Source organism: Allocoprococcus comes, from assembly GCF_013300725.1.
Taxonomy (GTDB): Bacteria; Bacillota; Clostridia; order Lachnospirales; family Lachnospiraceae; genus Allocoprococcus; species Allocoprococcus comes_A.
Genome location: NZ_JAAIMM010000001.1, coordinates 223,694 through 244,794, shown reverse-complemented (window position 1 = coordinate 244,794; position 21,101 = coordinate 223,694). Strand labels below are relative to the sequence as shown.

Here is a 21,101-nt window from a genome sequence, read left to right as displayed (position 1 = left end):
GCATGTGTTAAGCACGCCGCCAGCGTTCATCCTGAGCCAGGATCAAACTCTCGTTAAAAGTGTTTGTATCCAGTTCAAAATCACTGCTAGCAATTTCGTTCCTGTTTACTGTTCTGGTTTGACATCTTTCGATGTCCGTTCTTGAAAAATCTCTTTAAAGAATTTTCAGGGTTTGTTGTCTATTGTTCAGTTATCAATGTTCTTTTTTGTTGTTGCCGTTTCATGCGACAGCTTTTACATTATATCAAAGCGTTTCGTATTTGTCAACAACTTTTTTATTTCTTTTTTGCTGTTGTGAAGCAGTTCCTCACGCGACAGTTTATTTAGAATAGCATATTCTTTTCAGCTTGTCAACAGCTTTTTGATTTCTTTTTGCAATTTACTTTTTTCAAAGTTTTCGTCTGAATATTCCCATACTCATGCTCAAATTTTTATGCAAAACTTTTTATTTTTCATCCGCTCTGCCTCTGCATGCCACTCCTTAGTCTCTGTCTCGACCAGCGAACAAATGGTATCTTACCACGTCTTTTTGGAATTGTCAATGTTGTTTTTATATTTTGCGCAATTCAGAATATTCTGACATCAGTTCAGCCATCCGTATAGTCAGACGGATTTCATGCTCACATGAAAAGACGGCTGATTATACGGATGAGATGAGCGCCACTCTATGAGCAAAATAGCTGCGCAGCAGCGACAAGTGCCGCAGGCATGCTTTTGCGAATGGCGCGGCTGAACGTCCCTGTTCAATTTCCTTTTTAATCAATATCCCTGTAAATTATAATGGTAAATTATAATTCTCTACTGCTGAACGTCCCTTATTCCATTTCAAAATATAGCCTCAGCAATCGTTCTCCAACTTTTCCAAGACTTTTATTACAAGCAATTTCCCGTTCTTCCTTTTTCATCAAACGAACATCCTGACTGAAAATCGCAGTTATCTTTTCCTGAAACTCTTTTATTGTCTCTGCTTTATATACCTGTTTTTCATCTTCAAGCCATCCTTCATACACAGGAATGTTTCTTACTATTGTCGGAATTTCACAGGCAAGCGCTTCTAAAACAACGATTCCTTCCGTTTCCTCATAACTCATAAACGAAAACACGTCCGCCCCACAATATGCATCACGCAGTTCATCAGACTTTACGAATCCTGCAAACAATACATTATCCGGTTTCTTTGATATCGCCTCTTTGATTTCTGCTGTCACCAGGCTTTCATTGCCGCCTCCAAACCAGATAAACTGTACTTTTGGCATCATTCTGGCCAGTTCAAGAAAATCCAGAATTCCTTTTCTTCCAATCAAATGTCCCACAGATATCACAACCTTCTGCTCTTCCGGTAGCTGATATTTTGCACGGAATCGTCTTCTCCCCTCTGGATCAGGTTTGAAAAATTCTGTATCCACACCATTAGTAATCGAATAAATTTTTCGTTTCAGTCCATACCCTTCCAACAGTTTTCTGGAATACTCGGTTGGCGTCACAATAACATCACCCAAATTATAACAAAAGCAGATCCATTTTTTAAAAATCGGCGCTGCAAGATTAGAACCAATAAAGGAATTTTTAAAATCCTCCATTGTAGAATGCCCATAATAAATCACTTTTTTCTTCTGCATTTTTGCTATAAAGGCCGCAATCACTGAATCCGGAAAAACTGTATTCATATGAACCACGGTTGCTTCTTTCCACCTGGCTGCACGCGGTGCCTGTACTGCATTCAACATTTTCTCCTGATGCTCGATCGCTTTTCCGACACCACTTTTTTCTACAATCGGAAACCCACCTCTGTATATATATGTTTTCATAATCTTTACCCTATTCCTTTTATAATGAAAATAACATCTTAAATGCTGTCGTAAGCCCCAGACTGTAAAGTGCAATAGAAAATGGTTTTCCAAGTACAATAACTGCTGTAAACTGTTTCCACGTCATTTTTGTAGTTCCCGCAAGATAACACAAGAAATCATCCGGTGCCACCGGGAAAAAGATTGCAAGTGCAAATAATTTCAAAAATTTACCGTCCTTCTGGGTCCATCCATCATATTTTTCTATCATTTTTTCAGAAAACATTTTGTATAAAACCGGCCTTCCTATTGTCTTTGAAATTCCAAACACTGCAATTGATCCTATGCAGATACCAATATAATTATAAAGAAATCCTAGCCACGGCCCAAAAAAGATCACACCACCCAGGCAACTGACTCCACCCGGTAGGATTGGAATAATAACCTGCACAACCTGGATCAGAATAAAAACAAGCATTCCAGTATAACTGAATTTCCGGATAAATGTCTGCAAAGAATCTACCGAATTTAAAATGCCGCTTTTATAAGCCCAGATTGCAAGAAGCGTACATCCGGCCAGTCCGGCTATCGAAAGTAGATTAAAAAATCTAGTCAGATTTCTCTGTTTCTTAGGCTGCATTTTCATATCGGTATTTTCGTATTTGCTGTTTATAGATTTTTTCCACTCTTTCGGCAAAATTTCCGGAAGAAAATTTTTCTGCTGAAATAACAGCCTTGTTTTGCATCCTGCCTCTTGCATTTTCACCCATCCCCTTCCATTCTTGGATTCTCATAAGATAATCTTCTTTTTCATCATACTGCCATCCATTTTCCCCATCTGTCACAACTTGTTCCAGGCATCCGTCTCTTCTGCAAAGGAGTGGAATACCGCCGGCAAGCGCTTCTGCATAAGTCATTCCCTGTGTCTCGCTGGTAGAAGCACTGACAAAGAGATCTCCTGCCTGATAATAGCGTCCTACTTCTTCCGGTGTGATCATTCCCGTAAAAATCACATTTTTAGTGAGCTTTAGCTCTTCGACCTTTTTTTTCAGCTCCGGAAGATATGGTCCATCCCCTACAAGGACTAAAATCACCCCGGATTTTCCTGCATCTTGCTGATATTCCAGAAGCTCTTCTATGTTTTTTTCCTTTGCCATTCTGCCTACATATACCAACACCAGTGCATCCTGCGATATACCAAGCTGCATACGGATTTTTTTACGCCAGTCTTCTTTTTTACATAGCTGATATTTTTCCAGATGGATTCCAGATGGAATAACTTCCACCGGACAAGACACCTGATATCCTTCCAATATCTTACGGATCTTATCACTGGGTGCAATTAGGGTTTCTACCGCATTTGCAAGTTTCTTTGTCATCAACTGCACAATATTTCTTCCCCATACTTTCTGCGGTGAAAAATAATGGGTATAATCCTCATAAACCGTATGGTACGTATGTACAATCGGAACGTGAAGCTCAGATGCGATCTTTTTCGCTAAGAAAAATGTGGAAAATTCACACTGTGAATGCACAATATCCGGTTTCCACTCAAGCAACATTTCCATATAGTCACCTGCTGCCTTTGGAATTTTTAATCTTGCCTGCGGATAAATGCATCCAAGTCCAATTGATCCTGCATAAACCACATCGCCTTCTATATAAGAATGGCATGTTCTTGATAATGTAAGAATTTTTACTTCATGTCCTCTTTCTCTTAGCTGTCTGGAAAGATTCATAACTGAAGTAACAACACCGTTTATAACCGGTTCGTACCAGTCTGTTGTAATCAATACTCTCATTTATTAATTCCTCCCGTTATCTTTTTATGAGCATAGTTTAACAGGAGATTGTTAAGATATGGAAAGGGCATTTCTAAAGAATTTTTAAACAAATGCGAAATATTCATTCAAGACAATATTTCAAAAAAAGTGTATCACTTTTTAGAACTCTCTAAAAAATGATACACTTTCTATTTACTCACTTAATACATCCAATGCACTCATTGCCAAGAGCTGAACGGAAGCATGCAGATTTCTTTTTCCTTCTTCTCCGCCTGCTGCTACTGCAAACTCTTTTGTATGTGTCCCTACATTCTCTTTCAATTTCACATAAAACTGAATTGCCGGTATTTCATGGGTTACATTTCCAACATCAGTCGAACCGATTCCCTGAGTCAGGTCACGCTCTATATACTCTTCACCAATAAAGTCCATGTTTTTACGAACATACTGAACCAATTTCTTATCATTACGCACATCTTTGATAACTTCATCCAACTGTCTTTCTTCAACTTCTGTCCTGGTTGCAATTGCCGCTCCTTTCGCACAATCACGAATAGCACCAACCATTTCCATCATATAATCATATTCCAGTGAACGAATATTAAATACTGCTTTCGCTTCATCTGTTACAGTATTATGGGCCACTCCGCCTTCTGTAATAATTCCGTGTACTCTGCTGTAATCTTTAAAATGTAAGCGCATCATATCAACCGCATGGAACATTAACTGAACTCCACTCAGTGCATTTGCTCCCTTCCATGGGCAAGCTGCCGCATGGGCCGGTTTTCCTTTGAAGGTGAATTCCAATGTAATTGCTGCAAAAGAAATATCATCCGGCATAGATTCATCACCCGGATGCATCAGAAGTGCAGCATCAACTCCTTCAAATACTCCATGGCGAACCATAATCGCTTTGCCACTGCCCTTTTCTTCGGCCGGAGTACCTAATACTTTTAACACGCCACCTATCTCATGCTTTTCCATAACTTCCTTTAATACAATTCCTGCACCGGCTGCTGATGTTCCGATCAGATTATGTCCACAACCATGTCCGATTTCTGGAAGACAATCATATTCTCCCATAAGTGCTACTGTTTTCCCTGGTTTTCCAGAATCAAAAACTGCTTCAAAAGACGTCGGCATTTCTGCAATTCCTCGTTTAACAACAAAGCCATGGCTTTCCAACAGTTTGCAAAGTGCTTCCTGTGATTTATATTCTTTAAATGCCAGTTCAGGGTTTGCAAAAATATAATCACTTACTTTTTCAAATTCTTCCTTTTTCTCTTTTGCAAGATTACTGATTTCCTGTTTCATTAATTCTAAATTATCCATATTCTTCACCTCTCATTTTATCTGTATGGTTTTAGATCATTCCTTTTAAAGATAAGATAATATTAGGTTTTTCACAACATTTTTCAATGTAATCGCAATCACTCCCATTACAAAGCTTACCACTGTCGACTTTGCTAAATCCGGAAGTTTGCTTCCAATAGAAACCATATGTATAATTATGACAATTCCATAAATCACCAATACTATTTTAATTTGTTCTAAAATATTACTTAACCTATATTATTCACGGCACAGCTGTGAATAATATAGGTTAAATATAGAATATCATAAAACACTGTTTTTTCAAATATCATCTTACGCTTAACTTTATCCAGATTGTATTTCTGACCGAACGTCATTTTTTCTCATGGATTTTTTCCACACTTTTTGCTATACTATTCTCAATACTGGCACTATTAACGACATTACACAGGAGGTTCACATGAAGAAAGTGCTTCAAATATTTCAGAGAGATTTAAAGAGACTCTTACGTAGCCCTGCTGCTGCTCTCGTCATGGTGGGAGTCTGCATTCTCCCTTCTCTCTATGCATGGTTCAACATTGCCGCCAACATGGACCCTTACGGTAATACACAGAATGTGAAAGTAGCAATTGCAAACTGTGACACCGGCGGACACACCGGTTCGATGGATCTGAATGCCGGAGCCACCATCGTACAGAATCTGAAAGAAAATCATCAGCTTGGCTGGACCTTTGTTGATGAAAAGAAAGCCAAAAGCGGTGTCCGTTCCGGCAAATACTACGCTGCCATTGTAATCCCGGAGGATTTCAGTGAGTCTCTCCTCAGCATCCTTTCCGGGGATTTAAAGCAGCCGCAGCTCGACTATTATATTAATGAAAAGAAAAATGCGATCGCTCCGAAGATCACCGCCACCGGCGCAAGCACGATTCAGCAGCAGATCAATGACACCTTTTCGTCCGTTGCCGCTGACTCCATTGCGAAGATCGTGCAGAAATCGGCCGGTACACTGACCGGCAAGCTTGACGGAACAAATTCTACGCTGATGCAGGCGCTTACCGATACCCGTAAGAATCTTGCTGACTATCAGAACGCCCTGAAGGATTTCCAGGCTACGGTAAAAGACTCCGGTTCTTTGATCGATGACACTCTGAAAACACTGGACTCTGTAAATGCTGTTGTCTCTTCCGGTTCTGCTGCCCTTGCAGATTCATCAGATCTGCTTGCCACCAGCCGGACAGCAATCGGAACCTTTTCCACAGAATTTTCTACCAGCCTGTCAGATGGCGAGACGCTTTTAAATAATGTCTACACCTCCGTAGCCTTAAAGCTCGAAACTTTTGAGACAAAAGCCACACAGGTCAACACTGCGATCGGAGACAGTATTTCTTCTGCCAGCTCTTTAAATAAGAAAAATGCAGAAATTCTGGAAAAGCTTGCCGCCCTTCAGCAGCAGATCGGAAGTGATTCTTCCCTGTCCGGTATCGTCAGCGAAAAAATTGCAGAACTCCAGGCACAGAATGCTTCTCTTCAGGAACTCATTGATTCTCTTGGGAACAGCAATTCCAGCATAGGAAATGCACTGACTACAGCAAGTAATACCAGAAGTTCTCTTGAGACACTCACTGCCCAGAACCGACAGTCTCTGCAGAATTACAGAAGCAGTCTGAACCAGTCGCTTCTGCCACAGCTGAACCAGTCACTTGACGGGCTTGCCACATTAAGCGGAAGCCTTTCTTTTACTTTAACCGGTGTAAATCCGACGATCACACAGTTAAAGGTGATCCTTACCCAGTTAAAGAGCAGTTTAAACGAAAGTGCAGACGCACTTGGTCAGACCGGAGGAACTCTTGAAAGCGTAGATACTGCTCTGGAAAATATTACCGCTGACCTAAAAGCTCTGCAGAGCTCCGAAACCTACCAGCATCTGATCTCACTGGAAGGCATCGACTCAGATTCCATTTCTGATTTTATGTCCTCACCGGTTTCGATCAATTCAAAGGTACTTTATGATGTGGAAAATTACGGCTCCGGAATGACTCCGTTCTACACTAATCTGGCACTCTGGGTTGGCGGACTGATCCTGGTATCCATCCTGAAACAGGAAGTAGACAAAGACGAAACCATTTCCCGTTTTACTCCGACAACTGCTTATTTCGGACGTTGGATGCTCTTTGTCGTGGCCGGACTGATCCAGGGATTCATTGTGTGCATAGGAGATCTACTGCTTCTGAAAGTACAGTGTGTCCACCCGGTTGCATTTGTATGTGCCGGTATGCTCTGCTCTTTTGTATACGTCAACCTGATCTACGCAATGGCACTTACCTTCAAGCATATCGGAAAAGCGCTTGCCGTTGTTCTGGTCATCCTGCAGATCCCAGGTTCTTCCGGAACCTACCCAATCGAGATGACACCGGTCTTTTTCCAGAGACTGCACCCGCTTCTTCCGTTCTCTTACGGAATTGGCGCTATGCGTGAATGCATTGCCGGATTTTACAAAAATAACTACGCAAAGGATCTGCTGACCCTGCTGCTTTTCCTTCTCCTTGCATTCTTCATCGGACTGGTACTGAGACCACTTCTGATGAATCTGAACCATCTGTTCGACAAACGTCTTGCCGAAACAGACCTGATGTTGGGAGAGACTGCAACCGGGGAGCTCTCCCGCCCACAGCTTACACTGATGATGAAAACCATGATGCAGGACGAAGACGGACGGGCTGATTTTATCCAACGTGCCAACCGGTTCGAAAAACGGTATCCAAAGCTGATCCGTACCGGTTTTATCCTGATCCTTGTAATTCCGCTGATTTTTCTTCTTCTGATGTTCGGCCTGGAATCCAAGATCGTATACCTGACACTGTGGATCATTTCCCTGATCGTACTCGCCGTCTATCTGATCTGTGTGGAATATATTCACGACAAGACCTCCAGACAGCTTTCCTATATCCATCTGTCTGAAGAAGAATTTCTTAAAAAAGTAAAGGAGGGAAAAGACGAATGAGAAATATATGGACCATCTTCACAAGAGATATCCGGAAAATAAGAACAAATGTCATTGCGCTGATCGTCGTTCTCGGCGTCACAGTGGTTCCCTGCCTTTATGCATGGTTCAACATTGCGGCAAGCTGGGATCCCTATGGGAATACGGGGAATCTGAAGGTTGCCGTAGCAAGCGTAGATGAAGGCTATACCGGAAACCTGATCCCGCTCCAGCTGAATCTTGGCGATCAGGTATTGTCTGCTCTTCGGGAGAATACACAGCTCAACTGGGTATTTACAACCAAAAGTAAAGCAATGAAGGGTGTAAAATCCGGAGAATATTACGCAGAAATCGTAATCCCGGAAGATTTCAGTACGAACCTGATGAGTGTATTTTCCAGTGATATTAAAAAACCGGAGATTACCTATTACTCCAATGCAAAAGAAAATGCCATTGCGCCGAAGGTAACAGACAAAGGAGCAACCGCAGTCCAGACACAGGTCAACGAAGTATTTATCGAAACCATTTCCGATACGGTGCTGACCGCGCTCCAGACTGTTGCAAATACCGCAGACTCCAGGGATTCGGATGAGCTTGCAGGCACACTGATCACAAATCTGAATAAAATCGGTTCTGATCTGTCTGCCTCTTCGACGACCCTGCATTCCTTCTCACAGATGACCGATTCTGCGCAGCAGCTTCTGGACACAACTGCCGAATTCTTAAAAGCAACGAAAGAACAGGCTTCTGCAAATGCAGATACGCTTTCCGGTACACAGCAGTCCTTCTCCGGGATTCAGGAAACTCTGGACGGAGCTACAGACGGAATCAATGCTGCACTGACCTCTACCAAAAGCTTTTACGAACAGATGTCACAGACGATCGATCAGGCATTCCAGTCACAGTCACAGGATGCTTCTTCTGTTGCCAGCACCCTTGATCTTCTTGGAAGCCGCGTCAATGCGATCGTACAGTCTTACCAGGGAATCCGTGACAGCATTGCACAGATTGCAGATGCACACCCGGAGTTGTCTGATCTTACCGCACCGATTCTTGCTAAATTAGACGATTCCATTGCGGTTCAGGAAGAACTTCGTGATAAACTCACGAACGCAGCTTCCTCTCTGCGGGATACAGCAGGCAATGTAACAACCTCTAAAAAAGAGCTGGATGATCTGATCAGCTCCAGTATTTCCGGAATTGCAGCTGTCAAATCCGACTATGAAACCAATGTATCTGCTTCTTTAAAACAGCTGTCCGGCTCTCTTGGTTCCACCAAAAATGACCTGTCCGGACTGCTCTCCCAGCTCGGTGTAAGTGCAGATGGAATCTATACCCTTGCTTCTTCAGCCGGCTCTGATCTGTCGCAGATTCAGAAGGCTCTGGAAACCTCTTCTGAGCTTTTGAAAACAGCTTCCTCAAAGATCACAGATACCATCTCCAGACTTGGTCAGATGGAAGCAACCGGCGATTTCTCCGAACTGGAAGATCTGATTTCCGGCGATAAGGACAGTATCAGTTCTTTCCTCGCCGCACCGGTAGAGCTTAAGACCAACAAAGTGTACCCGATTGAAAATTACGGTTCTTCCATGGCACCATTCTACTCTACACTTTCCATCTGGATCGGCGGAATTGTCCTGGTTGCCATGCTCAAGGTCACTGTATCCGAAAACGGCACCACCGGACTTAAGCATCTGAAGCTCCATCAGATTTATCTTGGAAGATACCTTATCTTCCTGAGCCTTGGACTTTTGCAGAGTACTCTGATCTGCCTCGGTGATCTGTTCTACCTTGGTATCCAGTGCGAGCACCCGTTCCTCTTTCTCCTTGCCGGATGGGTATCAAGCATCGTATATGTCAACATCATTTACACGCTGACTGTCTCCTTTGGAGATATCGGAAAAGCAATCAGTGTTGTGCTTCTGGTTATGCAGGTAGCCGGAACCGGTGGAACCTTCCCAATCGAGGTTGCCCCGGGATTCTTCAAAGCGGTATATCCGCTACTGCCGTTTACCCACAGTATGGCAGCCCTGCGTGAAGCTGTCGGTGGGCTTTACGGTATGGATTACTGGATCGATCTTGGAAAGCTTTGTATCTTCCTTGTTGTATCCCTGATCGTGGGACTGGTGCTCAGGAAGCCGATCATTAAGGTGAATGAGGCGTTCTCAGAAAAACTGGAAGAGACGAAGATTATGTAAATATAGAAGTACTTGTCTTTTACATTTACATTAAAAAACTCTCTTATGAATGATTTAACGATCTTTCATAAGAGAGTTTTATTACCTATATGGTTCAAATATTTTACTCATAAAAATAGAATTCACATATGCCAGAAGGCTTCCGCCTATACTACTCCAGAATATACTTCCATAAAAAAGAGTTCTGTAATTATAAAGCGTTCCTCCAATACACACAATATCAAATAATATAATAATTACTGCATACGGCAGTTGTGATATTGGTATTAAAAAAGCATTTTTTATCATATTCTTTACTGTATTTTCAAAACAGGCTATCAGCGGAAATACAAATATCCATCCCCATAATAAAAATATGATGATTCCGGCTACCAGAATATTTATTATCTGTTGGTCCAACTTGATATATATTACTGCTATATACCAGTCATATCCAACAATACATCCTGTCCCAATTAACAAAAGCCAGATAATTGTACTTTGCTTAAAATTTTGACGAAATGCTTTTAAAAAGCTTTTTATAATATACCCTTCTTCCTTCTTTATAATTTTAAACATTACAGAATATAATGCGGTTGTGGACGCCCCTGCTGTAATAACAGGTACTGAACATACCAACCACAAAATATTCAAAATAAGGAAATCACATAATGTCGTGAGTATACGAATGATTCTATTATCTGTCATATTATTTGTTTAATATTCTACCTTCCACATATATCGACGAGTTGTGTAATCTATTCCTGTTGCTTCTGACAATGCTTTCATATAAACATTATTCAAAATAGGTGTAAACAAAAGATGATTAAAATATTCTGAAACTGAATCTTTTAGATTATCAAGACCAAGCTCTTTTGCATCCAGAATATATACTTTTTCACCTGCATATTTCTTTAAAAATGTAATTGCACGCTCATCAGCTTTTCTGGTTCTTCCATCTGCAACAAGGAGGAAAAATGCTCCATTTTTATCTGTAATTTCAAATGGTCCATGGAAAAAATCACAACTGTTAAATGTTGGAGATTGAATCTGCAGCATTTCGAGAATATTACAAGTTGAAAAAATATGACCAGAACCATAAGCTGGTCCACTTGCAAGCACTGTAATTGTTTTTTCATCTTTAACCTGATCTGCCCATTTCTTCGCTAACGGTCTGCAATATTCTCTTGCTCTCACATAAGCCGGCTGAATTTTTTCAAAAGCATCCATTGCATCTGTATAATTTTTATATCCTTCTGTAACATCTACAATTGCCATTGCAATTCGCAGTGCATTTCCCGCATTCGTTCTTCCCTGATCCTCATCGTCTTCCCAGATACTTCCATACTGAACATTATAATCGCAAACTTCTGTAAGCCCTGATTCATCAACATATTGGCTGATTGTAACAGCTCCAAGTTCTTTTGCGACTTTTGCAGCCTCTATTGTTTCCTTCGTTCCCCTCATAGATGTGATAACTGCAATCGTATTTTCTCCTACACATTTCGGTGCTGCAAATTCAAATTCACTGCTTGTGATCATCTGCGAACGTACTGCTGTAGATTCCCTGTCCATAAAATACTGCGCTGCATAATGTCCATCATTTGAGCCGCCAGCCGCAACCCATACAACATTTTTAAGACCACCTTTTTCTTCCATTTCTTTGACAATTTTTTCAATAAGCTCTCTGATTTCCATTTTCTTTTCCTCCTATTGATCTATATATTTTTTTAACATTTCAAAAGATATTTGCATTGCTTCATGTGGTGTTCTCATATACTTATCATTTAAAATTTCCAGACTTAACATTCCCTGGTAATTTACCTCATCCAACTCATGCAACATTCCCCTGATATCCAATTCTCCTTCTCCAAGAATTAAATGCCCATTAGGGATTCCATCCGCAACATGCACATGCCTTAGATACTTTCCCAAATCCTGAACTGCCTGTTTCATTGTTTCTTTTGAAAACCCCAGAGTTGCCGTATCTATCATGCCTTTTACCGCAGGTGACCCTACTTCCTCAATCATTCGTACTGCTTCTTTTGCAGTATGAGTTGTTGTATATTCGCGCGGTGAAGTTTCCAATACCATTTCAATGTTATATGCTTCTGCCATATCACCAAGAATTCTCATTGAATCAACAGAACGTTTCCATACATCTTCATCTTTCTCATCAATTGTCCCATATCCGCATAAAGTAACGATTGTATCTGCTTCCAGTTCAGCTGCTGTTTCAATTGTTTTTTTGAAGACGTTAATGCTTCGATTTCTTGCCGCAATATCAAATGCTGCAATATTTACAGGATACAAACATTGTTCCGGTGTTACACACACTGCTTTTAATCCGAAGTCTTTCAGTTTTTTCTTCAAACTTTTAATATCTCTGTATGTAATATCATCCATGTGAAAATGCGGAAAACATGCATAAAATTCAATTTGTTCCGCTCCCATCCTATGTAAAGAATCCAATGCATAGTTCAGGGAATATTTGTAATACGGATAGTTCGACGTTAAAATCTGAGATCTCTTTAAATTTTTCATGACTCTTATCCTTTCACACTACCTGCCGTTAATCCTCTTACAAATTGCTTCTGAAGCAACAGAAATGCGATAATCAGAGGAAGTGATGCTATAACCATGCTTGAAATCACAAGTGTCCAGTTTGTTGTTGTCATTCCCTGAAAATTCATCAGACCAACCGGTACTGTTTTTTTATCTGTACTCTGTAACAATACATTAGCAAACATCAATTCATTCCATACTGCTCTGAAGCTTACAATAGAACACGAAGCAATAATCGGTTTACTAAGTGGCAACATAATTTTTACAAATATCTGCCATGTAGTTGCTCCATCTATATATGCAGATTCATCCAGGCTATAACTAATACTTTTATAAAATGTCATAATCAAAAATGTAGCAAATGGAATTCTAAATGCTGCATCAATCAAAATCAAACTAATTCTCGTATCATACAATCCCGCAATTTTGACCATCTTAAACAAAGAGATTAGTGAAGATTGTGGTGCCAGCATTAATCCTCCTAATATTAGATAAACCCATAACTTTTTTGTTTTAAATTTTAATCTTGATAAAGGATATGCTGCAAGACAACTTAAAAATGTTGATAAAGCAGTTGCTGCTACTGTAATAATCACGCTATTGGATAAATATACTCCAATCCCTTTATTCCACGCATTTACATAGTTTTCCCAATGCCATGTCTCCGGCAGTGAAAATGGTGATAAAAATAATTCCTGATTTGTTTTAAATCCTGTAATTACCATCCATATAAGTGGAAAGATGATAATCAACGCAAACAAAATAAATAAAAAATATGTAATAATATGAACGATTTTCTTTTTCATCTTCCCACCTCCTATTCGTCTAATTGATATCCTTTCATCTGCAACAACCCGATTGCGAATGTCACAATAAAGATAAAGAATGCTATTGCAGAGGCGTATCCCATCTGGTCGTTTCTAAATCCAACTTTATACAAATATGTTGCTAAAGTTTCTGAGGCATATCCCGGTCCGCCGTTTGTTGTTACAAAAACTTCATCATATTCCCGGATAGATCCTGTAATCGTAATAATCATATTGATCAATATTGTATCTTTAATCTCAGGAAGTGTAATATAGAAAAACTTCTTTATCGCACTCGCGCCATCTATATCTGCTGCTTCATATAAATCGGCCGGTATATTCTGAATTGCAACCACAAAAAGAACTACTGTATAACCTATATATTGCCATTGTGACATTGCGGCAATAGAAAAAGTCGCACTTCCTGCATTTCCAAGCAAATCAATATTTTCTGCGTTGATTCCGATCAGCTCTAACAGAGGATTTATAATTCCGATAGATGGACTGCAAATCATCTTAAATGCAATACCAACTACCGTTACCATAAGCAATGAAGGAATAAAATAAATTGACTGAAAAATGTTCTGTGTTTTTCGCATAAACTTGGATTCAAGTGTATTGGCAATAATTAAAGAAAGACCTATCTGAAAAATAACTGACATAATCATGAAAATCATATTATTTTTCAGTGCTGTATAAAACACTTCGTCTTTGAACATTTTTATATAATTGCCAATTCCTACAAATTTATGACTGGAACTCATTGCTCCCCAACTAAAAAAGCTTTCATACAAATTGATAAAAATTGGTAAATATAAGAGTACAATAATCATTAAAATCGCAGGAAACATATATAATGCAATTGTTCTTTTATTATCTTTCCGCATATTTAATCTTCCTTTCAGAGGAGCAATATTATGCTCCTCTATTTATTTGCATCAGCAACTTCTTTTGCTGCTTTTTGCACATCTGCCATGACATCTTCTGCCGACTTTCCATCTAAAGCTTCCTGTAAGCTTGCCATATAGGTATTAGAAACATTTCCATCAACACACTGATCAAGCCACTCTGCAATCGCATCATAGTCTTCTGATGTCTCATATGCTGCTGCAATTACTGCATCTGAATTATCTTCAGTAATACCACCTATAATTGCATTAGGGAGTCCTGTCTCTTTGGTCTGTTTTTCAGCCTGTGCTTTCTTTGTTAAAAATTTAAGGAATTTAACTGCTTCATCCGGATGTTTTGTTTCAGCAGAAACTGCATAATTTTCTGATCCACCTGTTACAATTGTTGACGCCTCATCTCCTGTTGCGCCATCCGGGATCGGAATCTTAAAATAACCATATCCATCTTCCCCCATTGCACCCTTATAGAATGAAAACTGGCTTGTCGCATCCAGGATCATCGCATACTTACCTGCAGCAAATTCTTCTCTTACCTGATAATAATCTTTTGAATTTACATTTTTGCCAAGATATCCGGCATCATTCAAATCCAAAAATGTCTGGACAGCTTTTACATATCCTTCATCGGTAAACGCACCACTACTTGGGTTATAATCCGCGGTTCGAACATCCTTATTTACAAAATTTGCATTAAACTGACCAACATACCACATGGTATACCACTTGTCTGAATTACCAAATGCAATTGGTGTAATCTCTTTATTTTTCAAAGTATCGCATACATCAATAAATTCATCCCATGTAGTAGGAACATCTAAATTATTATCTGCAAATACCTGCTTATTATAAAGCATATATAATACAGAGCTCCTGTAAGGTACAGCATAGTTTTTTCCTTCATATACACTACTGCTAAGAAATGCCGGAAGAAAACTGTCTTTCCATTCCGCGTCTTCATCCATGTAAGAGGTAAGATCTAAAATTTTACCTGATCTTGAAAATCGATTTAAGCATTCACCGCCCCAACAAAAGAAGATATCCGGAAGATCTCCCCCCGCTGCCAGAACACTCAACTTTTCTTTCATTGCCTGATCACTGATATTTTCATATTCAATTTCAATATCTGGATTTTCTTTTTCAAAATCTGCGATTGCTTCTTCAAAATATCCTTTATATTCGTCTTCCGGATGTTTATCAAGAAAAGTTAATTTAACTTTTCCACTATCCGATTCATCTGATTTGCTACCACAACCGGCAAATAACGCTACCGTCATTGATGCAACCACTAACATTGCTATCGCTTTTCTTTTCATAACCAACTACCTCCTTAAATGTTAATAATCTCTGACAGCTTTTTCGGATTGACGTCGTATCCGATTCCCAAAGCTCCCTCTTTTACCACTATCGTTGCTGCATATTCTGCTGCTTTTTCAAGTGCCTGTTTTATATTATTCCCAGATTTCATCGACTCGTCAGCCTTCGTCTGTAAATAATTCATTAGAAATGCGCTAATATAAGAATCGCCTGCTCCCATCGTGTCTATTGCTTTTACTTTTTTCACCGGTTGCATATAAAATTCTTTTCCATCATAAGCTATTGTCTTGTCTGCACCTCTTGTTCCTACCGCTATCTCACATCCAGTGCTTATTACTTCTTTTAAAGTTTCTTTTGTTTCTTCTTCCGACAGATGTCCACATGATAAAAACGCATATTTTATATTAGGTCCGATTTCACGAAGATCATCTGATGTAAAATTATCATAAAAATCATAGCAGATCCGAACGCCATACTTAGCCAGTTTCTTTATTTTTTCATGATTAACTCTGGCTCCCCAGCTGATACATGCGATATCAAATTCTTTAATATATTCAATTTCTTCCTTTGTAAATTCAAATGGATATAAATCCGTTACACCTTTCTTATTCCAATCAATAAATACTCTGTCTCCATCTTTCAAATCTACTAACGCATATCCACTGGAGCCTTCTTCATGATGTGAATGGCTGGTATCTATCTGCTCTTTTTGCAAAGTTTCCTCTAATATTTCTCCAACCTTATCATTTGCAAAAACTCCCATAAATGCAGCCTTTGCTCCTTGTTTTTTTGCATTGTATGCAATGTTATATTCATTTCCACCTGGATACATCTTATTTTTATAACAATAAATATCCATAGTAGCTATGCCAATTCCTATGATACTTACGTTCTCCATTATGTACCTCCTCGTATTATCTTGTTCCTGTTTTTTTAACTTGTATTAACTCGTCTTGCTACAAGAATACTATTGTTGTTAATTATTGTCAATATATTTTCTGATTTTTATTTTTTTTAGGTGTTTTATACAAATAACTTTAAATATTTTTGTAAAAAAAGGAGATATCTTTTTAGATATCTCCTTTTTTTCTTTCATTCTTTTATACATACCATTTCAAAATATTATCATTATCTCCTCTGACAATATCTTTGACCGTATGAACTGGTCCTCCATTAATATCAAACACACATACTTCCGATTCTATAACCGGAGTTCCAACCGAAAGCTTCAACAATTGTGCTATTTCTTCCGTTGCAAATATAATTTTTACACTTCTCCTTCCCTTAATTGACGGAATCATATGATATTTTTCCTGCAGAATCGCATAAAGCGATCCAGTTAAGTCCTCATTCATTAACCCCTCTAATTTTGCAGATAAGTGATTCTCCTCGATTAAAAGCGGAACATTATTCACACACCGTAATCTTTTAACAATTAAAATATTTTCTCCATCATTAATTCCAAAAAATTCTTTATCCATTTCCGTTTTTACCGGTTCCAAGCCAACTTTTAAAATCTTTGATTTCAAATCTGCCCCTTGCATCTTTGCATCTCCAGTAAAACTGGTTACTCCAACCGGCAGTCTTAACATATCTGACTGTGCAACAAAGCTTCCTTTTCCTTGCACCTTGATAATATATCCTTCTCTCTCTAATTCTGCCATCGCGTTACGAACAGTTACCCGGCTCATACCATATTCCTTTTGCATTTCTGCCTCTGAATCAAGTTTATCCCCGGCTTTTAATATTCCAGATCTTATTTCCTGTTTGATTTTATTTTTCACCTGTAAATATAATGGTATAGAATTTGATTGTGATTGAATTTTAGTCATTATATCCCCCTAGCTTGTATTAACACATGTATCTATTTTGATATTATCATAATACAACTAAAGTTATGTATTTGCAAGGAATAATGGAATATATGCTCTTTTTATATAAAGACACGTCTTATAACATATTATCATTATAATTTCATTAATAAAAACTTAATTATAAGAGAATTCAAATAAACATATCCAGTTTTACAGTAGTTCCATCATCATATACTTCTATATCCTTTATACGATCTTTTTCAGACACCGTATCCTTTTCACCACAGGCAATAGTTCCTTCTACGATCAAAACAATTCCCAAAAATATAGCATATTTTCTATATTCCAAATCCACTCAGCAATACATAATACCCTGTCAGAATCACTACAAACACCACAATAACCGGGATTGTCTTCTTCATCAGCTGCCCCCAGGACACTTGGAAATACTCCGTAATGATCGCAAGGCAGATGTGCGTCGGTGAAATCTGCATTGCCGCATAAGAAAGTGCCATCAGGTACACCAGAAGTCCGGCTCCTGCATGCGGTATGCTTGCAAATGCCAGCGGAATCAGTAGCACAATCATAGAATTTGCTCCACTGATAATCGTTCCAAGAAACATAATGATTCCAAATGCCGCAAACTGTGGAATCGCGGATCCGGCAAACAAATCCGGGAGTTTTCCGATTGCCCCTGTATAGGTAAGAATGTTCTTGAACATCATCAGAATGATCGTATTGAAGATGATTCTCCACTCTACCGATGTCTTTGCAAAATCAAACACTTCCTTCGGACTTAACCGGTATACAATAATCGAAAGCACAATAATAAACGGCAGTACCTTGATCACAGAAAGATTCAGTGCGATCACCAGTACAATACAAAGCACCAGTGGCCAGAAACAGTACAGAAGCTGTTTGAATTCTTCTTTTTTGTCAATCGTTTCATCCTCACCTGCTTCATATCCTTTCGACAGCTTCCGCAGATAAAATACATATCCCAGTACCAGAAGCACCACAACCATCGGCGCCATAAAAAGTACAAATTGCCCGGTCGATACTGCGGTAATAGAAAGTGCCAGCAGAATTGCATTATAAGTCGGCGAAAAGCTTTCTGAAATATGGCGGTAGTAACTGGTCACAAACGTCTTTTCTTCCACATCCAGATCTTTTCCTGTCGCCTTATCTACGATCGCCCCACAGATATTGACAGCTCCTGCAGACGGAAGGAATCCAATGATCACCGGCGCAATTACACACACCATACGCCTGTCTCCGCTAAGTCTCTGCAGTGCCATCTCCGCTCTTTCCAGAAGTTTCCGGTTTTCCATGATCCGCTGCAAAAAGGTTACAAGAATAAAGCTTCCGACCACCAGCAGTGTATCCTTTTCATAAACCGATTGTATCATCAATTTTGCTGCATCCCCAAGCGGAATTCCAAACAGGATCACAGTCAGCAAAATGGCAGCAATCATCGCATCACGCAGCTTTAATTTTGCAAGAACCATCACCATAATGACAATAAAAATCACTGCCAGCTTTGTAAATTCGGTCTGCATCTCTTTACTCCAATTCTCTTTTTTCTAATTTCCCTTTTTTCATCCACAGACACCGGTCCGCATAATTTGCAAATTCCCTGTCATGGGTACTGACCAGGATTGTCGTTCCTGCTTTTGCCATTTTTTGAAAATACTTCATAATGATCTCTGAATTTTCCATATCCAGACTGCTTGTCGGTTCATCTGCGACTACCAGTTTCGGATTCTGCGCAAATGTCCTTGCGATCGACACACGCCTTTGCTCTCCGCCGGACAGATTTGCCGGATATTCGGAAAGCATATTCTGAATCCCAAGAAGCTCCGTCAGATACGTGATCCTTTCTTTATCCGGTTTCCGGTTTTTCCCCAGCGAAAGCGGCAGCAGGATATTTTCCATAACCGTCAGATTCTGGAGAAGATTCTGTCCCTGCATGATATAACCAAGGTCGCCTCCCCGCAGAACCGATAACTGTCTGTCATTCATTTTTTCAATCTCATGATCCAGCACCGTGATCTTTCCTTCTGTCGGTTTCAGGATCCCGGTCAGCATATGGAAGAGGGTGGATTTTCCGCTTCCAGACTGCCCCATGATCGCAACCAGTTCTTTTTCTTCCACTTCCAGGTTCACGTGATCTACTGCGTAAAACTGATTCTTTCCACGTACAAATTCCCGACTCAGATTTTCTGTCTTTACAATCATGATTCCACCTCCTGGATCAGTTTATATGGTTCCATACGATTCGCTCTGACTGCCGCATATAAGGTGGCAAGAAGGCTGACACCAACAGCAAGCCCCAGGCTCTGTAATGCAAGAATCACATACTGGGAAACATTCACATTCAGATACGGCATATTCATGCTTTCCATGATCACGTCTTTAAATAACAGGACTCCGCCTCCGGAGAACACCACTCCAAGGAATCCTCCAAGCACACCGATCATTCCTGCTTCCAGAAGAAGCATCTGGAAAATCTGGCTTTTTCGTGCGCCGATAGAAAGTAGTACCCCAAACTCCTTCAAACGTTCATTCACAGTAATGTTAAAAATGCAGATCAGTGCCAGGACTGCCATTAAAAACAACAGTCCGATCAGAAGTGCGCTGTAAGACTGCATCTGTTCCAGTGTATCTGAAACTTTTCCGGACATTGCTTTTGCCGTATAAGCTTTCAGCCCGGAATCTCTCATCTTTGTGTTGATCGTGTTCGCTACTTCTTTCGGATCTGCTCCGTCTTTCGTCCGGATCGTCAGAAGGGAAACATATTTCTGCGGTTCTGTAAGATCCGTCACATACTTGATCTGAAAACTGTCAAATAATGTATATGCCGTCTCAAAATTCATGAATGCGCAATTATCATAACTGGTTCCTGTTTCTTCGAGTTTTCCTGCAACCTCATATTCCTGTCCAAAGAAAGAAATTTTGTCTCCCGCTTTTGCCGTAATCTTGCTTCCAACAACAGTCTGACCCTTTTTCAATTCACTCACATTGCTTCCGGACATCCACGGCTGTACAATAAAATCACTTTCCGGTTCAAAAGCAACAATCTGTACCGGAACTGAACAGCATGCCGCATCCAGTGATGCAATGTAGAGCTGCGGAGAAATTTTGTCAATTCCATCCGTCTTTTTCACCTGATCCATCAAAGACTTTTCAAAATAGAAACTGCACAACCCTCCCGAAAACAGAGAATCGCTTAAATCTGATTCATATTCTCCCGGTGCTACGATCACATCCGCCCCAATCCGATCTACTGTCTTATCAATACAAGTTTTCATACTTTCTGTCAATACTCTGCTGGTAAACAGCGCTGCCGATAAAATCAGCACCAGTGTTGCCAGAAACATCGTCCTGACTCTTCGATGCCGCAGATTTCTGACTGCAAGTCCAGGTACAGTCAACATTTTCTGTTCCATTTTTCTTTCCTTCCTTTTTAACATTTTGTCCGGAAAAACCCCGTAATTTTCCAATTATAAGAAAGAATGTGCCTCGGCACTTTCTCGCGCCAAGCGCGTTGCTGAGCGCCAGTGGCGCTCGTTAAGCAACGACCGAAGCGCAGCGTAGACCGCTTGCGACATTCTTCATCTTCGTGCCGAGGCACATTCCTAATATATAAGAC

General features: G+C 39.9%; 18 protein-coding genes. 2 read left to right on the top strand and 16 right to left on the bottom strand.

Features of this window, described 5'->3' with window-relative positions; all coding sequences use genetic code 11:
• Positions 1–815 precede the first annotated feature (815 nt).
• The 4 genes from G4407_RS01295 to G4407_RS01280 all read right to left on the bottom strand — a co-directional run bounded on the left by G4407_RS01295 (position 816) and on the right by G4407_RS01280 (position 4,903).
• Entirely contained in the window at positions 816–1,808 is a 993-nt protein-coding gene (locus G4407_RS01295) for a glycosyltransferase (protein WP_173687450.1), read from the bottom strand.
• A 19-nt stretch (positions 1,809–1,827) separates the two neighbouring features.
• Positions 1,828–2,433 (bottom strand): TVP38/TMEM64 family protein, encoded by a 606-nt coding sequence (locus G4407_RS01290; RefSeq protein ID WP_173687449.1) that lies wholly within the window; start codon positions 2,431–2,433, stop codon positions 1,828–1,830.
• Positions 2,417–3,589, bottom strand: a complete 1,173-nt coding sequence (locus G4407_RS01285) for a glycosyltransferase family 4 protein (protein WP_173687448.1) — start codon at positions 3,587–3,589, stop codon at positions 2,417–2,419. Before G4407_RS01285 ends, G4407_RS01290 begins: the two co-directional genes overlap by 17 nt.
• Before the next feature lie 174 nt (positions 3,590–3,763).
• Complete coding sequence (locus G4407_RS01280; RefSeq protein ID WP_173687447.1) at positions 3,764–4,903, bottom strand: M20 family metallopeptidase; 1,140 nt, start codon at positions 4,901–4,903, stop codon at positions 3,764–3,766.
• Positions 4,904–5,345: 442 nt separating this feature from the next.
• On the opposite strand from G4407_RS01280, the gene G4407_RS01275 reads away from it, so the two are divergent.
• Positions 5,346–7,886 (top strand): YhgE/Pip domain-containing protein, encoded by a 2,541-nt coding sequence (locus G4407_RS01275; protein WP_173687446.1) that lies wholly within the window; start codon positions 5,346–5,348, stop codon positions 7,884–7,886.
• Positions 7,883–10,063: a YhgE/Pip domain-containing protein gene (locus tag G4407_RS01270; protein WP_173687445.1), complete on the top strand. Its 2,181-nt coding sequence runs from the start codon at positions 7,883–7,885 to the stop codon at positions 10,061–10,063. Before G4407_RS01275 ends, G4407_RS01270 begins: the two co-directional genes overlap by 4 nt.
• 81 nt (positions 10,064–10,144) lie before the next feature.
• On the opposite strand, the gene G4407_RS01265 is transcribed toward G4407_RS01270, so the two are convergent.
• The 12 genes from G4407_RS01265 to G4407_RS01210 form a co-directional block, all read right to left on the bottom strand.
• Positions 10,145–10,696 carry a YesL family protein gene (locus tag G4407_RS01265; RefSeq protein ID WP_173687444.1) on the bottom strand — a complete coding sequence of 184 codons (552 nt, stop codon included), beginning with the start codon at positions 10,694–10,696 and terminating at the stop codon, positions 10,145–10,147.
• Positions 10,697–10,759: 63 nt separating this feature from the next.
• The gene (locus G4407_RS01260) at positions 10,760–11,740 is read right to left on the bottom strand and encodes an SIS domain-containing protein (RefSeq protein ID WP_173687443.1); all 981 of its coding nucleotides are present in this window, start codon (positions 11,738–11,740) and stop codon (positions 10,760–10,762) included.
• Positions 11,741–11,752: 12 nt separating this feature from the next.
• A complete protein-coding gene (locus tag G4407_RS01255) occupies positions 11,753–12,586 on the bottom strand; it encodes a sugar phosphate isomerase/epimerase family protein (protein ID WP_173687442.1) in 834 nt (277 codons plus the stop codon).
• 5 nt (positions 12,587–12,591) lie between these two features.
• Positions 12,592–13,413, bottom strand: a complete 822-nt coding sequence (locus tag G4407_RS01250; protein ID WP_173687441.1) for a carbohydrate ABC transporter permease — start codon at positions 13,411–13,413, stop codon at positions 12,592–12,594.
• Positions 13,414–13,424: 11 nt separating this feature from the next.
• The gene (locus G4407_RS01245; protein ID WP_173687440.1) at positions 13,425–14,300 is read right to left on the bottom strand and encodes a carbohydrate ABC transporter permease; all 876 of its coding nucleotides are present in this window, start codon (positions 14,298–14,300) and stop codon (positions 13,425–13,427) included.
• 38 nt (positions 14,301–14,338) lie between these two features.
• On the bottom strand, positions 14,339–15,634 hold the full coding sequence (locus G4407_RS01240) for an ABC transporter substrate-binding protein (RefSeq protein ID WP_173687439.1): 1,296 nt from the start codon (positions 15,632–15,634) through the stop codon (positions 14,339–14,341).
• A 14-nt stretch (positions 15,635–15,648) separates the two neighbouring features.
• Entirely contained in the window at positions 15,649–16,533 is an 885-nt protein-coding gene (locus tag G4407_RS01235; protein ID WP_173687438.1) for a PfkB family carbohydrate kinase, read from the bottom strand.
• A 202-nt stretch (positions 16,534–16,735) separates the two neighbouring features.
• Positions 16,736–17,467: a GntR family transcriptional regulator gene (locus G4407_RS01230; protein WP_173687437.1), complete on the bottom strand. Its 732-nt coding sequence runs from the start codon at positions 17,465–17,467 to the stop codon at positions 16,736–16,738.
• 172 nt (positions 17,468–17,639) lie between these two features.
• Entirely contained in the window at positions 17,640–17,798 is a 159-nt protein-coding gene (locus tag G4407_RS01225) for a hypothetical protein (protein WP_173687436.1), read from the bottom strand.
• Complete coding sequence (locus tag G4407_RS01220) at positions 17,788–19,008, bottom strand: DUF401 family protein (protein ID WP_173687435.1); 1,221 nt, start codon at positions 19,006–19,008, stop codon at positions 17,788–17,790. Before G4407_RS01220 ends, G4407_RS01225 begins: the two co-directional genes overlap by 11 nt.
• A 4-nt stretch (positions 19,009–19,012) precedes the next feature.
• Positions 19,013–19,687 (bottom strand): ABC transporter ATP-binding protein, encoded by a 675-nt coding sequence (locus tag G4407_RS01215; protein ID WP_173687434.1) that lies wholly within the window; start codon positions 19,685–19,687, stop codon positions 19,013–19,015.
• The gene (locus G4407_RS01210; RefSeq protein ID WP_173687433.1) at positions 19,684–20,898 is read right to left on the bottom strand and encodes an ABC transporter permease; all 1,215 of its coding nucleotides are present in this window, start codon (positions 20,896–20,898) and stop codon (positions 19,684–19,686) included. Before G4407_RS01210 ends, G4407_RS01215 begins: the two co-directional genes overlap by 4 nt.
• Positions 20,899–21,101 lie beyond the last annotated feature (203 nt).

Excerpts from the sequence above, each read along its gene's own strand:
- G4407_RS01295 (WP_173687450.1), bottom strand. The coding sequence starts at position 1,808 with ATGAAAACATATATATACAGAGGTGGGTTTCCGATTGTAGAAAAAAGT.
- G4407_RS01290 (WP_173687449.1), bottom strand. The coding sequence starts at position 2,433 with ATGAAAATGCAGCCTAAGAAACAGAGAAATCTGACTAGATTTTTTAAT.
- G4407_RS01285 (WP_173687448.1), bottom strand. The coding sequence starts at position 3,589 with ATGAGAGTATTGATTACAACAGACTGGTACGAACCGGTTATAAACGGT.
- G4407_RS01280 (WP_173687447.1), bottom strand. The coding sequence starts at position 4,903 with ATGGATAATTTAGAATTAATGAAACAGGAAATCAGTAATCTTGCAAAA.
- G4407_RS01275 (WP_173687446.1), top strand. The coding sequence starts at position 5,346 with ATGAAGAAAGTGCTTCAAATATTTCAGAGAGATTTAAAGAGACTCTTA.
- G4407_RS01270 (WP_173687445.1), top strand. The coding sequence starts at position 7,883 with ATGAGAAATATATGGACCATCTTCACAAGAGATATCCGGAAAATAAGA.
- G4407_RS01260 (WP_173687443.1), bottom strand. The coding sequence starts at position 11,740 with ATGGAAATCAGAGAGCTTATTGAAAAAATTGTCAAAGAAATGGAAGAA.
- G4407_RS01255 (WP_173687442.1), bottom strand. The coding sequence starts at position 12,586 with ATGAAAAATTTAAAGAGATCTCAGATTTTAACGTCGAACTATCCGTAT.
- G4407_RS01250 (WP_173687441.1), bottom strand. The coding sequence starts at position 13,413 with ATGAAAAAGAAAATCGTTCATATTATTACATATTTTTTATTTATTTTG.
- G4407_RS01245 (WP_173687440.1), bottom strand. The coding sequence starts at position 14,300 with ATGCGGAAAGATAATAAAAGAACAATTGCATTATATATGTTTCCTGCG.
- G4407_RS01240 (WP_173687439.1), bottom strand. The coding sequence starts at position 15,634 with ATGAAAAGAAAAGCGATAGCAATGTTAGTGGTTGCATCAATGACGGTA.
- G4407_RS01235 (WP_173687438.1), bottom strand. The coding sequence starts at position 16,533 with ATGGAGAACGTAAGTATCATAGGAATTGGCATAGCTACTATGGATATT.
- G4407_RS01230 (WP_173687437.1), bottom strand. The coding sequence starts at position 17,467 with ATGACTAAAATTCAATCACAATCAAATTCTATACCATTATATTTACAG.
- G4407_RS01220 (WP_173687435.1), bottom strand. The coding sequence starts at position 19,008 with ATGCAGACCGAATTTACAAAGCTGGCAGTGATTTTTATTGTCATTATG.
- G4407_RS01215 (WP_173687434.1), bottom strand. The coding sequence starts at position 19,687 with ATGATTGTAAAGACAGAAAATCTGAGTCGGGAATTTGTACGTGGAAAG.
- G4407_RS01210 (WP_173687433.1), bottom strand. The coding sequence starts at position 20,898 with ATGGAACAGAAAATGTTGACTGTACCTGGACTTGCAGTCAGAAATCTG.